The organism is Arcicella rigui (genome assembly GCF_034929435.1).
GTDB lineage: Bacteria > Bacteroidota > Bacteroidia > Cytophagales > Spirosomataceae > Arcicella > Arcicella rigui.
The window spans coordinates 273,453-291,271 of sequence record NZ_JAYFUM010000001.1 but is presented as its reverse complement, the minus strand read 5'-3'; the positions used below and the strand labels follow the sequence as shown (position 1 = coordinate 291,271).

The following is a 17,819-nucleotide window of genomic DNA, read 5'->3' as shown; positions in this document are numbered from 1 at the left end:
TATGAGTGCTGAATTTCAAATTCAAAACTTAACGCTCACAATTCTGCACTCATATTTAGCTCCTTAGTTCAATACTAAATCTATGGTTCTATTTTTTGAAGCAACTACACCCGGCGGAATAGACTGACTCTTTACCCTGCCTAAACCTCGATATTTTACTTTGAACCCTTTGTTTTCTAATACATACAAGGCATCTCTTAAAGACATTCCTCTAATATCAGGTACTTTATTTTTAGGATTTTTGTGTTCATCAAATTCTATCGCTCCATTATTTTCTTCGATACTTGTCCAACCTTCGTTGGCTGGCACTTTTTCGATTCCAAACTCGCTACAAATAGCTTTGATGTCTGAAGAATGAGCGACTTGCTTATGAGAGGTAAACTTCACCGCTGGGTTACTATTTTTTGCCAATAATTTGTGCATTTGAATATCACAAGCATAAATTTTATCGGCAATTTCTTTAAATACAGGTGCTGAAGCGTCGCTGGCAAAAAGAGCTTCTTGTTTTACGCCATGAGGCTCATCTATCATTACTACACAGCTATACTTGGGTGCTTCGGCCGGGAAATAACCAATAAACGAAGTATAATACTTGCCTACTCGGTATTGACCATCAATCAATTTCTGAGAAGTACCCGTTTTCCCTGCAATTTTGTATAAATCATTTCTGATGTTAGATGCCGTTCCTCTTTCTACTACGCCTTCGAGCATTTTTCTTACTTTTGCTAACGTTTCTGGACTACAAAGTGGCGTGTCATAAACTACTTGCGACACTCTGTAATCGTCTTCAATTTTATCGGCAATTTTAGTGTGCTTTACAATAATTGGCTGAATCCACTTTCCGTCATTAGCGATAGCATTGTAGAAAGCAAGCATTTGCAGAGGTGTCAATAAAGTACCATAACCGATAGAATTCCAAGGAAGAGCAATAACGTCCCCTCGTTTAGGACGATTGATGACAGGTCTGGCATCTGGACGTAACTGAAAATGCAAAGGTTCGTCTAAATGAAATTCATGTAATTTATCGTAATATTTTCTATACTTCCCTTTTCCGAAATATTTCAACATCAAAAGTGCCGTTCCGACGTTGGACGAGTGTTCAAAAACTGATTGAGCCGAGATTGTTCCGTAGCCACCGACTTTAGAATCTTTCAAGATTTTATCTCCAATTCTCATCGTGCCATTGCCCGTTTTCACCATTTCTTCATTCGTCAATTCGCCTTCTTCCATCATCGCTACCATTGATGGTAATTTAAAAACCGAACCGGGGTCGCTCAGACCAAGTACAGCATGGTTGTAAGTTTCGGCATACGAATCGCCACCTTTCATTTTTGTAAGGTTGGTCATTGCCTTTATTTCGCCTGTGGCTACTTCCATTACTACTACGCAACCTTTATCTGCTCCGTATTTTTGAAGTGCTTTTAACAAAGAACTCTCTGCCACATCTTGAATGTTTACGTTGATAGTAGTATAAACATCTAAGCCTGGAATCGGTATAGATTCTTCGCCGCCATCAATAGGTCGCCAACTTCCGCCTGCTATTTTCTCGAAAACGCCTTTGCCGGGCGTTCCTGCCAATTGTGCATTAAAACTATTCTCGATACCTACTTTACTTTTATCTTTTTGATAGCCAATGGTTCTAAAACCCATTTTTCCAAATGGATTATAACGAACATTTACTTTGTCAAAAACAACGCCTCCTTTGTATTTACCGTGTTCAAAAATGGGCCATGTTTTCATTTGCTCCATTTCCTGATAATCAATCAGTTTATCATTCAACATGATATAACTGATTTTATCATGACGAGCTAAAGTAATCATGGCATAGTAGTCTTTCCAGTCTTTATCTTTATAAAAATCAGCTAATTTGTGGCAAAGCGGAATAATCCCATCATCAAAAATCTGTTTGTTTTTATCACTTAAAGTAACGAGTGGGTCGAATCCTAAACGATATTTTGGCAAAGACGTAGCCAAAAGGCTACCATCATCGGCATAAATATTACCACGAACGGCTTCAATCGTTCTTTTTCTAACATACCTTTTACTGGCTTCTTTACGCCACTTATCGCCTTCTATGGTTTGCAATTGTACAATTCGCCAAACAATTCCGACTGCAAAAAAGATAATCAACAAAAAAACAAGTCGTAACCTTAAAACAATGTCTTTTTTTATATTCATTGGAGTAAATAATCTATATAAAAATACGCTTTGCGTCGCTTTTGTGTGCAACTATGTCCACAAATATACTAAAATTTGAAGACAAGGATTGAAGAATAACGATAGCTAAATTATGAAGATGTTTTTTGTGGAGTATTCAATCTATGATGAGTAATTGAGCTACAAGTATTTGTAAAATATTAGACTTCTCTGTCGTTTTTCTTTCGCAATGAATCTATCCTAAACGTTAAGAGTGCCTCATAAGGATTCCCTTCGAGCTTTAACAAATGGGCAAAAGCTGGTTCTGTTTTAAAACCCTGTTTTTTGAGTGTAATGATATTTTGCCTAAAGTCTTCACCTAATGCTTGAAGTATTTCGTTTCCAATCACTAAATGTTTATAGGCAAATTGTTCTTTGGTAGGCGTATTTTGTCCGAAAATTTCAATTTCAAAATCTTCAATCATAAAATTAGCGACCACAGCATTTAGCTCGTAATTTTCCCAAGTCTTGAAGCCTAAACAAGTACCAAAATGTGTTATGACAAAAGCCTTGAATTCTTCTTTATTTTGCCAATAACAGATAATATCAAGGTCGCTGGTTTGGATGTCGATATTTATAGGAATTGTACCTACTAATAAAGGTTCGTACTTGGCTAAGGTTGCCATCAACTGATACTTTGCTAAAAGTTCATAAGCCTTCACTTGTTTGGGAGTACCAATTTTTAAATATTCAATCGTTTCAAAATTCATGTTTTTTGTAATAATCTGTAAAAAGTGATTTCCCTTCCGTTTTTATCTTCAATGATTTTCGACTATTCTTCAACGAATTTTTTCCTTAAATCGGGTAAAGGATAAATTATTTTCTCTTCGTTACAACCATTTCAAAAGATTTTCCATCTCTTAAAAATAGCTTGACATTCCTTTTCAAAATAGCTATTGTAAAGGTTTTATTGCTTGTTTATTAATGGATTACGTTTTTAATGTTTATCCTCTTTATCTAATCTTATCAATATTAAATACTTATGAAAAAGTACTCTTTTTTCTGCTTGGTATTGCTTGGCTTTACCTTAATTTTTAGTGCCTGTCAACAAAATGAACTTGCCAAACTTCCAGACAGTAATACTTCTACTGATAGTCTTTTTGCTGTAAATGTTTATGCTAAAATGGAAATAGGAACAATTGTTTACGACAGCATCGGCACAAATCTTTCTATTACTTCTTGGGACAAAAACAATATTTCCCATACAAAAGAAGTAACACTTGGCTATGGAAAAAGTAAAATTTACTTGCCAAAAGCACACATAAAATTTCAGTTTAAATTTCAAAAATGGGGAACGAATAACATCCAGTCGTTCACCAGAGAACAACTTAAAGAAGGAGATGTAATTAGTTTTACTGGCAAAAAAGCCTTGAAACGCTTGAGTGCCGAGGAAAGTACGATGTATGCAGGAGGCGTTGAAAGATCATACTCCAAAACGCTTTACGTCTATAACGAAACGGGACAAGTAAAACAAATTGATTATTACACGGCAGACGATTCAACGAAAGTCTTAAAGTTTAATGCTAAAACCGTTTACCTTTATGAAGCAGGACGTTTGTCGAAAGTACAGTACTTTGATGCCGACAATAAAGCTATTGGAAATACGGCTTTGACTTATAATACGCTTGGCAAAATTGCGACTATTACTGAAAAGAAGTACGACCAAACGGTATCAGTTACTTTTAAATACAATACTTTGAACGGAATCGAAACCATTACGGGCTTATATACTTTTGATAATGGCAATCAGATGAATTATCTTATCAAGTACAAAAATGGCAATATTGTAGAAGATGTAGCTTCTGGTAGTACAAGTGGTATGGAAAGTGGTACTTATCAATACGACGATAATATCAATCCATATACACTTATGAATTTATATAGTTTGTTTCAAACCCATATTTCAAGAAACAATAATATCAAGCAAGACAAAACTTTTGTGGGAAGTTTTCCTAACACTTTACCTTATAAATTCGATTATGAATACGACGCTGATGGCTATCCGACGGCTTTAGTAAAAAGTTATAAAAGCTATTCTACCAACACGGATATATTCAAGATTAATACCGTTTATAAGTATTAACATTTATAAAAAAGGCTTTCAGAAATTTGTTTCCGAAAGCCTTTTTCTATTCAATCAAAAGCTATTTATATACTTCTATCGAATTAATTTCTGGCCCTCCGCCACGATTCGCCGAACCAGCAACGGTGTAAATCTTTCCATTGACAACGACCGCTCCTGTTCCATGACGACCTTGATTGAGGTTGGCTAATTTTACCCAAACTTTTTTCTTAGTATCGAATGCTTCTACATCACTATGTGCAGGTACTTGTGCAGCACTTTCACCGCCCAAAATCACCAGATTATTGCCAAGTGTCACGGCTGAATTTCCTGCTCTTTGCGTTGGCAAATTCATGGTTTCTGGCAAAGTTTCCCAAGTATTTTTCTTAAAATCGTACACATCCACCGCCGCTTCTGTAAGGTTCAATACTTGATTGATTTTAGCTGTCGAGCGTCTGCCGCCTGCTACATACAATTTTCCGTTTACGATGGCTACGCTTACGTGGTCACGAGTATGCGGAGCATCAGCAAGTTTACGCCAAGTGTTGGTACTTGGGTCATATTCATCAAGCCACGCTACGTGTCCGTCCCAGTGTCCATCCAAAATGCCACAAACAACATAAATTTTGTTTTTATACACCACACAACCAGCAGAGCCTCTTAATCTTTCTTTAGGAATTTCTGGGCCTTTTCTCCATTCTCCCTTTTCAAGATTGAAAATATAAATGTTAGGAATTGGCGTTTCGTGTGGATAACCGCCCGTCATTGCCCCAATTACATAGACTTCATTTTGATAAGTAACCGCCTGTAGATGATGAATTTCAATAGGCGTGTCGGCGTACTTTGTCCATTTTTGAGTTTTGGTATTGAATACATCCGTAGATTTTATACCACGCCCCCCGAAAACAACCAGTTTATCGCCAATGGCTGTTAAGGTATTTTCATGACGATTAGTACAAGTATTTTCGGGTTGAAGTGTCTCCCAAGTTTGTGCTTGTGTCTTGAGATTGAACAACACCATTAAGAGTAACAGATTTCGGATAATACTTAGGTTCATTTTTTATGAAGATTAAATTGTGTTTGATTTTAGGCAAACAATTTAATGACATATTCTTAAAATCTAAACCTTTATTATCGCTTAGAGAAAAACTCAATAGACAAGCAAGAAGACAAACCTACTTTAAGGCTTTTTGAAAATGGTGTTTTTTATTTCTAAAGAGGAATCAACAGGTATTTTTCAAGAGAGAAAAATGTTTTTTCTCTCTTGAAAAACTTTTTCGCAAACAAGAAAAATACTTTTTCTCTCTTGAAAAACTTTTTCGTAAACAAGAAAAATACTTTTTCTCTCTTGAAAAACTTTTTCGCAAACAGGAAAAATATATTTTCTCTCTTGAAAAACTTTTCCGTAAACAGGAAAAATATATTTTCTCTCTTGAAAAACTTTTCCGTAAACAGAAAAAATACTTTTTCTTTCTTGAAAAACATTGATATAAACTGTATTTATACTTTTCAAGAAAGACAAAACCTTCAATTAAAGGGCATTTGGAATTTTGTAAACCCAAGCATAATTACAAGGATTTGTGGCAGGAGAAAGTGCTGGTGGCGTAATGATTAATTTACCCGATTTTACGGTACTCTTCACCGTTCCTTTAAAGCCTAAAAGTTGAATATTATTAGCTTTGATACCATCAACTATAATTGGAGTATCTTCCCATTTGGTTGTTATCAAGTATAAATCTTTGCCTTTTGTGGTAAAGTAAATTTTAGTGTCTTTATCAACTTTGGGTGCATTTGCCAACTTTCTTGAACTATAAATAGCTTCGCCGTTTACTTTCAACCATTTGCCAATATCACGCAAGCGTTGTTGCATAATTACGGGAATTGTGCCGTCGGCTGCTGGGCCAATATTTAATAATAAATTACCTCCACGAGCTACTTTATCCACTAAAATATGGACTAATTGTTCAGAAGTAGAATAATCATCCAACATTTCATTTCTACTAAAACCAAACGATGAACCAATACCACGACATTCCTCCCAAGGATGATTTATCTCCATGCCTGTTGAATTTTGGTCGTGAATTAAATCATATTCTGTGGTAAAAATACCTCCGTGTTTTCCTCTGGTTTCTTTTCCCCAGCGGTCGTTTATCACAATCTCATTTTTAGCAGGCGATTCATTGTAAAGCCAAGAAAGAAATTCAGTACTCTTCCAAGTGTCAGAAGGATAATCCCACTCACCATCCGTCCAAAGCACATCAGGTTTGTAACGATTCACCAAATCTTTCATTTGTGGAATCATGTGGTCGTCCACATATTGATGAACGTTTTGTTTATAAGTCGGATTAAACCATTCGTAAAGCGAATAATAATAACCCATTCTTAGTCCTTTTCCACGCACAGCCGTCATTAAGTCGCCAGCCAAATCTCTATGTGGATTCAAATCTACGGCATTCCAATTCCAAGCTTCTTTACTTGGCCAAAGCGTATAACCTTCGTGATGTTTTGAAGTAAGTACTACATACTTTGCCCCTGCATCTTCAAATACTTTTGCCCAATCGTTCGGGTCGAAAAGTTCGCATTTAAAATCCTTAGCAAAATCTTGATACTTAAAATCTTTGCCAAAAGTGTTATTATGAAATTTGGTAAAAGCCGCATAACTTTTTCTGTTTGGGTCAGAAATTCCCTTCCAGTACCATTCAGAATAGCGGTCATAAATACCAACGCCATCTTTTTCAGTTGGCCCCCAAGCAGGAACAGAGAAAAGCCCCCAGTGAATGAAAATACCAAATTTAGCATCTTCAAACCAAGTTGGAACGGGTCTTGAATCAATAGATTCCCAAGTAGCTTCATACTTTTTTTGAGCCTGTAAACCGCTGATTGTAAACAAAAAGCAAAAGGCAAACAATAATTTTTTCATAGTTTTTTGAGTGTTTTGATTGATAAGTATTAAAGATAGGAGTTTTTGGAAAATACTCTTTCAATGAATTAAAGCTTAAAGTTTTCATTAAAAGATTTTGGAGTTAAATCAACTAAGAGGTTTTAGTTTAAAAATTACAATCAGAGTAACTTTTAGGTAGTTAGTGGTGATTTCATTTAAATTATTAATGTATATGTGTTCTAATTTTACCCAACATTAAACCCAAAAACACTAACACAATGAAAAAAACAAAAACACTACTGCTAATCGCAACTTTCTTCACGATTAGTCATCTCTCCAAAGCACAGTACAACAAAGGTTCAAAATTTTGGCTTGCTGAAGGGACATTCATAGGCTCTTTTTATTCCAGTAGTCTGACATCAGATGTATATGATGTTCAAAAGAATAATCACAACATTACCTTGGCCTTTAAGAAAGCTTATTTTACAGAAAAAAACATAGCAAAAGGCTGGCTTTTATCTTATAATGTTATATATACTTCACAATCAAGTACTACCTCCACAACAAAAAACACCTATATTGATAATTATAATCATACGTTAAATGGAGCATATTTTATAGATAAGTTTATTCCTTTAAGTAAATCCTTAGCTGTTTATGGAGAAGTTTTAGGAAAAATAGGTTTTGGTTTTAATTCTGGAAAAGGAGTAACATCTACTCATGAAATTCATATTGGAGCAAATGCCAATGTGGGTATTCGTTATTTTATCAATAAGCAATTATTTATCAATGGGCAGACCTCATTAGCTGATATTAGTCTAAAAAGCTTAACAGCCGATAGTAAGACATCCACAAATATAAATATTAACAGTTTAATGACTGTAAGTACTGTTTCAATCGGTATTGGGAAATCATTTTAAACCTTCACATTTATGAAAAAATCATTTATTACTTCATTATTATTTCTTGGTATAATGTTTATTACAAACATTACTTCAAAAGCTCAGTTTAAAGCTGATGGACAGTTTGTACAGGGTTCAGCTATTATTAACCAATCTTTAGGGAATAATGCAGACAGAGCCAAACAGTTTTCAACAAGTGTAGATTGGGGAAAGTATAAAGCAAAAAACAGTGCCAATATTTATTCTTTCTCATTAGCTTTTCAACAAATTGCACCGAGTACAACCAACAGTAATTCTGATACAAAATCATTTACTATCGGATTAGGTAAAGGACAAGAGTTTTATAAAACATTGATAGATAAGTTTACAATGTATGGAAGAGTAATGGGAAGCATCAATTATTATAAGAATGAATCAAGTTCAGGAGATGCCAAAGGAGTAAATCTAAACTTATTCGGTAGTGGTGGTATTATGTATCCTATCAATCAGCAATGGTTAATTACAGCACAATTATTACAAGTAAATGTCGCTACTGTTAATTATGAATGGGGAAAATTTAAAACTAATGTGGTAATACCTCCTAATGCTCCTCGTTCTGGTAATCGACTTGAGCAGAATAGTGCTTCTGATAATTCAACTACATTCAATGAATTGAAATATAACTTCAATCCATATATTTCATTTTCTTATGGTTTAGGAGTTCGCTATATTATTAAATAGTTGATTTACAGAGTATCAAATAATAGGTGTCAACATTTGTTTACTAAATGTTGACACCTATTATTTGATACAAAATCATTTACTTTAAAACATTATTAGTACGCTTTTCATCTTCTCCTTTTAGTCACTCTCATCAAGTTCAAAAATATCTTCCACACTTTTGTTAAACTCTCGGGCAATTTTCAGGGCTAATACTGTTGACGGAATATATTTGTTACTTTCAATGGCATTGATGGTTTGGCGAGATACTTTAATTCTTTCAGCCAAATCGGCTTGGGTAATATTGAGTATCGCCCTTTCTATTCTGATGGTATTTTTCATAATTGGAATACTCAATTTTCTACTTTCGATTTGAAATATAAAACATAATAAAATCTGGCAATAAAAAACAATAATGGCGTAAACATATTATAAATCATCACATTGAAATAATAAGTACCATAAACCAATAAAGTAGCTACAATCAGAAGCCCAAAATTGATATAAATTGCCCATTGAAGTGTTTCGAGCCTTACTTGAGCTACATATTCATCTTCAACTTTTTCCTGAGAAAAGGCTATCATAATCATTCCTATAATCAAGCCTACAACCATAAACTCATCTCCTAAACTAAGTGTTGTTTCATTCGTTTTCGCATTGAAACTATCTTGCAAAGCATATTTAAAAGGTAAAGTGATGGTAAAGAAGTCATACTGGCTTCCTGAAATAACACCAAACAACCAAATGATTAAGATAAAGATTGTAATCATCCAACCTATCAACTTATACTGATAGGGAAATAAGAATTTTGCTTTCATTGTAATATATTTTAGAAGTTATTTTTGACAATTTTAACGTACTAAAAGTAAAGTTTATTTTACATTTTGACAAATAAAATTATCTTTTAATTAATAAAGTTTAAAACAATATCACAATTCGATAAGATTATAGACGATAAGCCAAAGTAGCATTCAAAGAATGATAAGCCCCTGAATAGTTTGGAATGATAGAATGTTTGGTATAACGATATTCTGTACCAATTTTGAATGGACGAAAATCATAGCTAATGCCCAAACCGACAATCAAAGGATTTCCTGCTTGGTCGTGTATTAATGCTTGTTCTGTGTAGCTTTTTAGAGGTTCATAGTCCAGAACAAAGTTATTAGGAGTTCTTACTCTCGAAGTCGTTGCGTTGCCATTTTGATACAAAATCGCTGAATTAGTACCCTTATAATCATAAGCTAATAATACTCCAGCCGAAATACTTAGATTGAGATGAGGTTTTACTTCAAACTCCTTTTTTAACATTATAGGAAATTGATTGGCAGTATATTTTACTTTATAAAAAACATCTTCATAAACGTCAAAGATGTTAATTGTTACCATCCCGTTGTTATCCATAGAAAAACTTCTATCGTAGGTAACATATTGTTTTTGAAAGGCTCTTTGTTGGATTTCGATTTCTGCTTGTAGTGATAATTTCCATTTCTTAACTAATCCTATTTGTACACCAAAAGCAAAGTCATTTTCATCCGTAGCTTTGTCTTTGAACGAGGATAATGGAATATATACTTCTTTATTCACTAAGCTTTTTCCGTATCTCAAAGAAATGCTTACTTGGGCAAGGCTTTTATTTTGAAATAATAACAAAATACCGAAAACGCAAATACTTGAAAGTACGCTCAAATTTGATTTCATAAGGCTTACAATGGCTTTTTTAAGTTAAAGGTTGAAAATTACTTTGCCTCTTTTTTGATTTTGGATAGATGATAAGCCAAAGTAGCATTTACAGAAGAATAAGCTTGAGAATCTTCTGGTAAAATAAAATGTGAAGTATAACGATATTCAGCACCAATCTTGAATTTGTAGAAATTGTAAGCCACACCAATTGAAGCAATTTTTGGAGTACCACCCTTTTGTAAATTTAACAATGCCTGGGCATCTTTTACATAATATGGACTAACCACAAGTCTGTCTTTTGTTAGTCCAAATGAATAATCAGAAATTTCTTGTCCATACAGTGTCAAAACATCTGAATCTATTTTCACAAAAGTATATTTCAATAAAAAGCCTGCGGCTACACTTACGCTTAAATTCGGAAGGACTTGAAACTCTTTTCTGATTAAAACAGGAAATTGATGAGCAGTATATTTTACATGATAAAAAGCATTGTCATAAAATTCCACACGACTTGGATTGCCGGGTTTTAAGAAAAGATTTTTGTAATTCACCAATTGTGTTTGATACTCCTTCTTTTGTATTTCCATTTCAGCCTGCACAAATAGCCTTAGTTTATTCACAACAGGCACTTGTATCCCAAAAGCATAATCATTTTCAGCGATGGCATATTGTACTCTGAAAGTTCCTATTCTATGCACTAAATCATTATTTACAAAGCCTTTTCCGTAGCGAGCCGTCACACTTATTTGTGCAAAAATTGGATTCTGAATAGATATGAGTAATAGAGCTGAAATAAGGTGTACAAAAACTTTTTGAGATACTTTCATAGTATTTAGATTGTTGGAAATATGAGCTTGCAAAATAACTCATTTGGATTTGAAGTACAGCAATTAATTTCATGCGAATAAGAAATTACCCTTCAAAACCCTACAAAACATAAATAGGTTTATCTTTGAATTTGCTGATAATTTTTCATTCATGAATACTTCAAAAATACTTTTTCAAAATACTGTCAATCATATTCATCCACTTTCTGAGGAAGCTTTTGAGGCTTTTTATGATTTATTTAAACCTTTTTCTGCCAAAAGAAAAGAAGTACTTAGCACTCCGGGAACGGTTGAAAAGTATTTATACTTTGTGGTAGAAGGCTTACAAAGGTTGTATTATTTAGACGAACAACAGCGAGAAGCCACACTGGTGTTTTCATATTCGGGAAATTTCGGCGGTGTATTAGATTCAATGATGAACCAAAAACCTTCTCGGTATTATTACGAAACACTCAGTCCTTCGCAATTGCTAAGGGCTTCATTTTCACAAGTCGAAGCATTGATGCTAACACATCCAGAAATTGAAATTTTATTAAGAAAAGGACTGGTAGGAGTTTTGTCTGGGGTATTAGAAAGATTAGTGGAAATTCAGTGTTTTTCTTCAGAAGAAAAGTTTCAACAATTACTTCGTAGAAGTCCGCACATTCTTCAAATTGTTCCGCATAAATACTTGGCAAATTACATCGGAGTAGATGCCAGTAATTTCAGCAAAATGATGAATAGTATCAAAATCTAAAAAACCTCTTTTAGCGAAAAAAATAGTACTTTTCCTTAAAATCGACAAAAATTGCACTAAAATCATAAAAAAACAGCTAAAAAGGACAATGTTTTGCACTTTTTTCAGTAATTTAGAAACGTTTCCTAATTACTAATAGTATTCTTAAAAGAATCGACATTTATTTTAGTATAAACCCAGCCCATTTTATTTGTAGATTGGCTACTTATATCGAAAATTATGCTGAAGAAAATCTTACTTACATTACTTTGTGCAGGACTAAGCTTTCCGTTTTTGGGGCAATCAACACAAGCACAAACAGATTCCACAGTAAAAAAATCGAAGCATTTAGCGTCTTTAGCTTCTGTAAATAATCTCCTTGATTTTGCCAGTAATCACTTACATTTTAGGTATCGTTCGGGTGGTACAACCAAAAAAGGATTTGATTGTTCGGGTTTTGTTCGATACTGTTTTAATAATTTCGGTCTTACTCTTCCTCATGGAAGTTCAGCCCAAAGCCTTTTAGGCGACCCTGTTTCAAGATTAGAAGCTCTTCCTTGCGACCTGATTTTCTTCAAAGGTCATAATTCAAAAAGTAAACGTGTTGGTCATGTAGGCATCGTTACAGAAGTAACTGATAAATACATCAAATTTATTCACTCTGCATGGAACGGCGGTGTGAGATACGATTATTTAGACGCTGATTATTATCGTAAAAGATTTGTAACGATTAAAAGAATTGTGGCAAATCCAAACGAAAAGCAAAAAGCCCACGCCGAATAATTGTATTAGCAATTACCACCTGTTTCCGACTAATTAAAACGAAATTAATTACATTGTATAAACTATATAAAAAAAGCATTTCTCAAGAGAAATGCTTTTTTTGTGCGTTTTAATCTTCCACAACAATTTTAGTAGGCGGCACTTTGTTTTCTTCAAGTCCCATTGGTTCTACTCTTTTGATAATTTCCGATTGTTTTCCTGCCTTCATAAACTCAGCTTTTTGTGTCGTGTAATCGGCTCTTCTTTCTTCTAAATCCGATTTGGCAACATCTATTTTGTGAATCAGGCTTTCGGCATTCAAGGACGAAACAATGTATAAAACAATCAATCCTGATACCCACAATACATAGCGTAGCTGACTGGCAGGAAACTGACCACCCAGAATGATGTCCATATCAAATATTCTATCAAAAAAAGCAAAAATCCCTCTTGAAGGTTTATTTACCGAAGCGTGATTTTTGGGTTGTCTGGAAACATTTTTAGCCATAATACAGATTTTCTAATTGTTATCAGATAAAGCGGCAATTCTCAATTTCGCACTCCTACTTCTTCCATTAATGGAAAGTTCTTCTGGCGATGCTTCGATAGGCTTTTTATTAATTGCCATCAAAGGTTTTGTTACCGTTCCATAAATTATATCTTTATCAAGCTCTCCTTTGAAATTCCCTGCTTTGATATAATTTTTCACTAATCTATCTTCCAAAGAATGGAAAGTCATCACACACAAACGACTTTCTTCGTCTCTTAAAAGTTCTGGAACTTGCTCTAAAAACTCTTCAATTACTTCTAATTCCTGATTTACTTCTATTCGAATAGCTTGAAAAACCTGAGCAAAGTATTTGAATTCTTTAAATTTAGGAGCAAATTTCTCTAAAATAGCTTTTAGTTCGGCTGTCGTTTTGATTGGGGTGTTCAGCCTTGCACTATAAATAGCACTGGCTAAAGTACGTGCATTTTTAATTTCGCCATACATTCCCAAAATCTTATGCAACTGAGCTTCTGAATACTCATTAATAACCGTATAGGCAGAAATTTCTGCTTTTTGGTTCATTCGCATATCCAAATCGCCATCAAAACGGGTAGAAAAACCACGAGTAGGTTCGTCAATTTGATGCGAAGAAATACCAAAATCGGCCAAAATACCATCTACTTTTTTAGCTCCGTACAAACGAAGGTATTTTTTGATATTTCTAAAATTGGTTTCGATAAAAGTAAAGCGTGCATCCTTGATAGTATCAGCATTTTTTTTTGCGTCGGGGTCTTGGTCAAAAGCATAAAGTTTTCCTTTATCATTTAGTCTTTCTAAAATTGCTTTTGAATGACCACCGCCACCAAAAGTTACATCAACATAAACGCCATCTGGACGAATATTAAGTCCTTCAAGGCATTCTTGAAGCATAATTGGGCGATGATACTCGGTTGAAATAGTCATTATATTATTGATACCGTATAATTCAAATTTTAGTAAAGTGGTCGAAACACGACCAATCATTTATTCATTTTCAACAGGGATTTTACATCCACTGCCAGTTTTTTAGAGAAAATCTCTGCTCCATTTTTATTCAAATGTTGCGAATTATAGAAGTACTTTTTCTGATAGCACAGCGTATCTTTTGAATAATCTAAGAAATAACAATGAAAACGTTTCGCTGCATTTTCGCATATTTCCATCATTTGGTTTTTATTCTTGTAAAGAGGCTGTACTTCATAATATTCGGGTGCATACAAAAGTATTACTTTAATATTTTGTTGCTCACAAAAGGCCAAGTATTCATCAAATTGTTTTAGTATTTCCTTATTGAAAGAATACTTCGCTCCTTTCGGATAACGTTTTTTGAAAAGTTCAAAATCTTTATTCCAAGTATATTCGTTTCCTCGATAGCCTTTATACTTTGTGGTTGAATCGTACAAAGCTGTTAGGTTTACAAAATTACAAATTCCTTCCCAAGCCAAAGCTTGCTGATTTTTGTATTTATACAGAGGAATATACTGCTGATAAATATCAAATTCGCCTTTATGTCCACGAGTAGTTGCTTGTAAAATTGGTTCGTGGATATAGGGCAAAAACTGTTCTCGATTCACCACATCATTTCGCTTTGAAAATCCATAAACATCAACATTATGAATAATGTATTTTGGTTTAGGATTATGAGCCAAAAACAATTTGAAGCGAGCATACTGCATATCAAAATGCCAAGCCGAGAGTCCTAAATTGTACGAATTCAAATGTAAAGTTGAATCTAAAATTTTAGGAGAAATATGGAATTCAGCCCTTGAAGAACCTAAAATCAGTAGCTCTGCATTGATTTTTGAATTAAATAAATCGTTCCAAGTAGCATAATGCTCATTTCTGGATTTTCGTAAGCCTGAGTCAACTACAAAAGCCAAAAAATACATACTCAACCCAACCAACAACAACAGAAAAGTCAGTTTCTTAACAAAGCTTAGTATCATTTTTTTACTTTTGCTTCCACCTTAAATACCTTTTTATCACCAAACACTAATTGTTGCGTTCCACTGATAAAGTAATTATCTATTTCGCCCTCAGTTAAATGTAAGCGAATTTGCTTATTAGATTCGTAGAGGTAATTTTTATTTTGAACAGTCGCTTCTATACTTTCTGGTTTACCTTCTACTTTATGAATCATTAATAATTTTACAGGTAAACTCTCTGTATTTTTTAATTGATATTTAGAAAGAGTTTCCGTTTCTGTTACTTCATAACTGTTCAAATAAGCAGGTTTATTCAAATCTGCTTGAAGGAATAATTCCAATTCTTTTCCCCAATCTTGAATCACTACAGTTTTTGTTTCGGGTGTATTTTCATTCCAAACAGTTTTTTCAAACGCTGGTTTTTTCTTATTTAAAACCTCAATTTTAGCCTGAATAAAAGCGTTTAAATCAAAGTATTTTTTTGTTTCATTTGTTGATTCTTGAGTACACCCAGTGACCAATACAACAAAAGCAGTAAGTATGATTAATGATTTCATAATACAAATTTAAGGATGTCTCTTTGATTTTACAGACTATTTCATGCGGTATAAATAACAAAAGGACTTTAACCAAAGTCAAAGTCCTTTTGTACATCGAAAAATCGTTAAGATTATTCTTCAGTTTTTTCTTCCGAAGTCTCAGCAGCAGGAGTTTCATCTTCTACTACTTCAGCCGAAGGAGTTTCAGCAACTGGTGCAGCTTCAACAGCAGCTTCAGTTTTCTTAGCACCCGAACGACGACCACGACGAGTTTTAGCAGCTTTCTCAGTTGCAGCAGCCAATAGAGTTTCGTTGAAGTCAACTAATTCCATTAAACACATTTCTGCATTATCACCAAGACGATTCGCTAATTTAATAATTCTTGTATAACCACCCGGACGGTTAGCTACTTTCTCAGATACAATACCAAAAAGCTCTTTAACAGCATCTTTGCTTTGTAAATAAGAGAATACAACACGACGGCTGTTTGTGCTATCGTCCTTAGATTTAGTAATCAAAGGCTCTACATATTTTCTTAATTCTTTAGCTTTCGCTACAGTTGTTTCGATTCTTTTGTGAAGAATCAAAGAAGAAGCCATGTTTGATAACATAGCGGCTCTGTGAGGAGCAGTTCTACCTAAATGGTTGAATTTTTTACCGTGTCTCATTTGTTTTTCGTAAGTTTAAAATGATTTACTTAGTTCTCATCAGAAAAAAGCCAATCATTGCGGTTAAGTTAATTCTCATCAACTCACCTATTACTACTGTTAAAAATTAAAAATATTAGTACCTACAATGCTTAATGATAGATACTAATATTTTGTATTGATATGAGATTAGTCTTCGTCTAAACGATAACGACTAACATCCATACCGAAGTGAAGTCCTTTTTCTTCGATTAATTGCTCCAACTCTGTTAATGACTTCTTACCGAAGTTACGGAATTTCATCATATCAGAGATTTCTAATCTTGCTAAGTCACCTAAAGTTCTAACATCAGCAGATTTCAAACAATTGTAAGCACGAACAGACAGATCTAAATCTGCTAAAGCCGTCTTCAATAGTTTTCTCATGTGAAGCATTTCTTCATCTACCACGTTATCTTCTTCTGCCTTCATCGACTCAAAAGTCATTGTTTGGTCAGAGAACAACATAAAGTGTTGAATCAAGATGTAAGCTGCACCTTTTAAAGCATCTTCAGGATGAATTGATCCATCAGTTTCAATATCCAAAACCAATTTCTCATAATCCGTTTTTTGTTCAACACGAGTATTCTCAATGCTATACTTTACATTCTTGATAGGAGTAAAGATAGCATCAATCGTAATGTGACCAAAAGGTGGTTCTGTGTTTCTGGTTTCGTCTGAAGGAACATATCCACGACCTTTCTCAACGATAATTTCCATTTCAAATTCTTTTGATTCATCTAAATGGCAGATTACTAAATCTGGATTTAGAATATCAAAATAATTTGTAAACTTGGCAATATCACCTGCTTTTAGAGTACTTTGACCTTTAACTCTAACATTGATTTTGTTTTCAAGGATTTCTTGATTTTTCTTAAATCTAACTTTCTTAAGATTTAAGATAATTTCGGTCATATCCTCAATTACTCCTTCAATGGCTGAAAATTCGTGCAAAACTCCGCCAACCTTAACGCTTGTAATAGCGTAGCCTTCCAAAGAAGACAACAAGATTCTACGAAGTGCATTACCGATTGTAACGCCATAGCCTTTTTCGAGTGGCTTAAACTCAAATAACCCGTGAAAGTCGTCAGCTTTTTCCATGACAACTTTATCGGGCATTTGGAATGCTAATATTGACATATTTCGTAGCGTAATTTACCTTGGAATGTGTAAGAATAGAGTAATCAATTCGCAATTTACGAATTAACTCTGTAATTTTAGCATTTAGGGTTACTATTTTTTCGATAAAATCTTGACATTTCAGAAGAAATCATCTATATTACAAGTTTACGGAAAATTAAGTCCCTTAGATTAAACAATATTAACTATTGCATATCTAATATTGAATAAACACAAAATCAAACAAACTGAGATTTTACTCTCTTAAAAAGCAAAATCTCAGTCACAAAGTTATCA

19 protein-coding genes are annotated in these 17,819 nt (G+C 33.9%); 5 read left to right on the top strand and 14 right to left on the bottom strand.

Annotated features, from left to right (window positions below):
- Positions 1 to 63 precede the first annotated feature (63 nt).
- Entirely contained in the window at positions 64 to 2,178 is a 2,115-nt protein-coding gene (locus VB248_RS01415; RefSeq protein WP_323294937.1) for a penicillin-binding protein, read from the bottom strand.
- A 179-nt stretch (positions 2,179 to 2,357) separates the two neighbouring features.
- Positions 2,358 to 2,906, bottom strand: a complete 549-nt coding sequence (locus tag VB248_RS01410) for a DUF4269 domain-containing protein (RefSeq protein WP_323294936.1) — start codon at positions 2,904 to 2,906, stop codon at positions 2,358 to 2,360.
- 272 nt (positions 2,907 to 3,178) lie between these two features.
- On the opposite strand from VB248_RS01410, the gene VB248_RS01405 reads away from it, so the two are divergent.
- Positions 3,179 to 4,279: a hypothetical protein gene (locus VB248_RS01405; RefSeq protein ID WP_323294935.1), complete on the top strand. Its 1,101-nt coding sequence runs from the start codon at positions 3,179 to 3,181 to the stop codon at positions 4,277 to 4,279.
- 61 nt (positions 4,280 to 4,340) lie between these two features.
- Here VB248_RS01405 and VB248_RS01400 read toward each other — a convergent pair whose 3' ends face one another.
- Together VB248_RS01400 and VB248_RS01395 are read right to left on the bottom strand one after the other, a co-directional pair.
- Positions 4,341 to 5,315, bottom strand: coding sequence for a Kelch repeat-containing protein (locus VB248_RS01400; RefSeq protein WP_323294934.1), 975 nt, complete (start codon positions 5,313 to 5,315; stop codon positions 4,341 to 4,343).
- Positions 5,316 to 5,789: 474 nt separating this feature from the next.
- Complete coding sequence (locus VB248_RS01395; RefSeq protein WP_323294933.1) at positions 5,790 to 7,178, bottom strand: alpha-L-fucosidase; 1,389 nt, start codon at positions 7,176 to 7,178, stop codon at positions 5,790 to 5,792.
- Positions 7,179 to 7,417: 239 nt separating this feature from the next.
- Here VB248_RS01395 and VB248_RS01390 point away from each other — a divergent pair, with 239 nt between their 5' ends.
- Positions 7,418 to 8,059, top strand: a complete 642-nt coding sequence (locus tag VB248_RS01390) for a hypothetical protein (RefSeq protein WP_323294932.1) — start codon at positions 7,418 to 7,420, stop codon at positions 8,057 to 8,059.
- A gap of 12 nt (positions 8,060 to 8,071) precedes the next feature.
- The gene (locus tag VB248_RS01385; RefSeq protein WP_323294931.1) at positions 8,072 to 8,761 is read left to right on the top strand and encodes a hypothetical protein; all 690 of its coding nucleotides are present in this window, start codon (positions 8,072 to 8,074) and stop codon (positions 8,759 to 8,761) included.
- A gap of 120 nt (positions 8,762 to 8,881) precedes the next feature.
- Here VB248_RS01385 and VB248_RS01380 read toward each other — a convergent pair whose 3' ends face one another.
- The 4 genes from VB248_RS01380 to VB248_RS01365 form a co-directional block, all read right to left on the bottom strand.
- Positions 8,882 to 9,082, bottom strand: a complete 201-nt coding sequence (locus VB248_RS01380) for a helix-turn-helix transcriptional regulator (protein WP_323294930.1) — start codon at positions 9,080 to 9,082, stop codon at positions 8,882 to 8,884.
- An 11-nt stretch (positions 9,083 to 9,093) separates the two neighbouring features.
- Positions 9,094 to 9,558, bottom strand: coding sequence for a hypothetical protein (locus tag VB248_RS01375; protein ID WP_323294929.1), 465 nt, complete (start codon positions 9,556 to 9,558; stop codon positions 9,094 to 9,096).
- 127 nt (positions 9,559 to 9,685) lie between these two features.
- Complete coding sequence (locus tag VB248_RS01370) at positions 9,686 to 10,438, bottom strand: hypothetical protein (protein WP_323294928.1); 753 nt, start codon at positions 10,436 to 10,438, stop codon at positions 9,686 to 9,688.
- Between the two features lie 38 nt (positions 10,439 to 10,476).
- Positions 10,477 to 11,247 (bottom strand): hypothetical protein, encoded by a 771-nt coding sequence (locus tag VB248_RS01365; protein ID WP_323294927.1) that lies wholly within the window; start codon positions 11,245 to 11,247, stop codon positions 10,477 to 10,479.
- Positions 11,248 to 11,398: 151 nt separating this feature from the next.
- On the opposite strand from VB248_RS01365, the gene VB248_RS01360 reads away from it, so the two are divergent.
- Positions 11,399 to 11,983, top strand: a complete 585-nt coding sequence (locus VB248_RS01360; protein ID WP_323294926.1) for a Crp/Fnr family transcriptional regulator — start codon at positions 11,399 to 11,401, stop codon at positions 11,981 to 11,983.
- A 219-nt stretch (positions 11,984 to 12,202) separates the two neighbouring features.
- On the top strand, positions 12,203 to 12,745 hold the full coding sequence (locus VB248_RS01355) for a C40 family peptidase (RefSeq protein WP_323294925.1): 543 nt from the start codon (positions 12,203 to 12,205) through the stop codon (positions 12,743 to 12,745).
- Between the two features lie 109 nt (positions 12,746 to 12,854).
- On the opposite strand, the gene VB248_RS01350 is transcribed toward VB248_RS01355, so the two are convergent.
- The 6 genes from VB248_RS01350 to VB248_RS01325 form a co-directional block, all read right to left on the bottom strand.
- Positions 12,855 to 13,232 carry an FtsL-like putative cell division protein gene (locus VB248_RS01350; RefSeq protein WP_323294924.1) on the bottom strand — a complete coding sequence of 126 codons (378 nt, stop codon included), beginning with the start codon at positions 13,230 to 13,232 and terminating at the stop codon, positions 12,855 to 12,857.
- A gap of 12 nt (positions 13,233 to 13,244) precedes the next feature.
- Positions 13,245 to 14,177 carry a 16S rRNA (cytosine(1402)-N(4))-methyltransferase RsmH gene (gene rsmH, locus VB248_RS01345; protein WP_323294923.1) on the bottom strand — a complete coding sequence of 311 codons (933 nt, stop codon included), beginning with the start codon at positions 14,175 to 14,177 and terminating at the stop codon, positions 13,245 to 13,247.
- A 56-nt stretch (positions 14,178 to 14,233) separates the two neighbouring features.
- Positions 14,234 to 15,199, bottom strand: coding sequence for a hypothetical protein (locus VB248_RS01340; RefSeq protein ID WP_323294922.1), 966 nt, complete (start codon positions 15,197 to 15,199; stop codon positions 14,234 to 14,236).
- Complete coding sequence (locus VB248_RS01335; RefSeq protein WP_323294921.1) at positions 15,196 to 15,735, bottom strand: hypothetical protein; 540 nt, start codon at positions 15,733 to 15,735, stop codon at positions 15,196 to 15,198. Before VB248_RS01335 ends, VB248_RS01340 begins: the two co-directional genes overlap by 4 nt.
- A gap of 113 nt (positions 15,736 to 15,848) precedes the next feature.
- Positions 15,849 to 16,385, bottom strand: coding sequence for a 50S ribosomal protein L17 (gene rplQ / locus VB248_RS01330; protein WP_323294920.1), 537 nt, complete (start codon positions 16,383 to 16,385; stop codon positions 15,849 to 15,851).
- 168 nt (positions 16,386 to 16,553) lie between these two features.
- Positions 16,554 to 17,543: a DNA-directed RNA polymerase subunit alpha gene (locus VB248_RS01325; protein WP_323294919.1), complete on the bottom strand. Its 990-nt coding sequence runs from the start codon at positions 17,541 to 17,543 to the stop codon at positions 16,554 to 16,556.
- Positions 17,544 to 17,819: the final 276 nt, after the last annotated feature.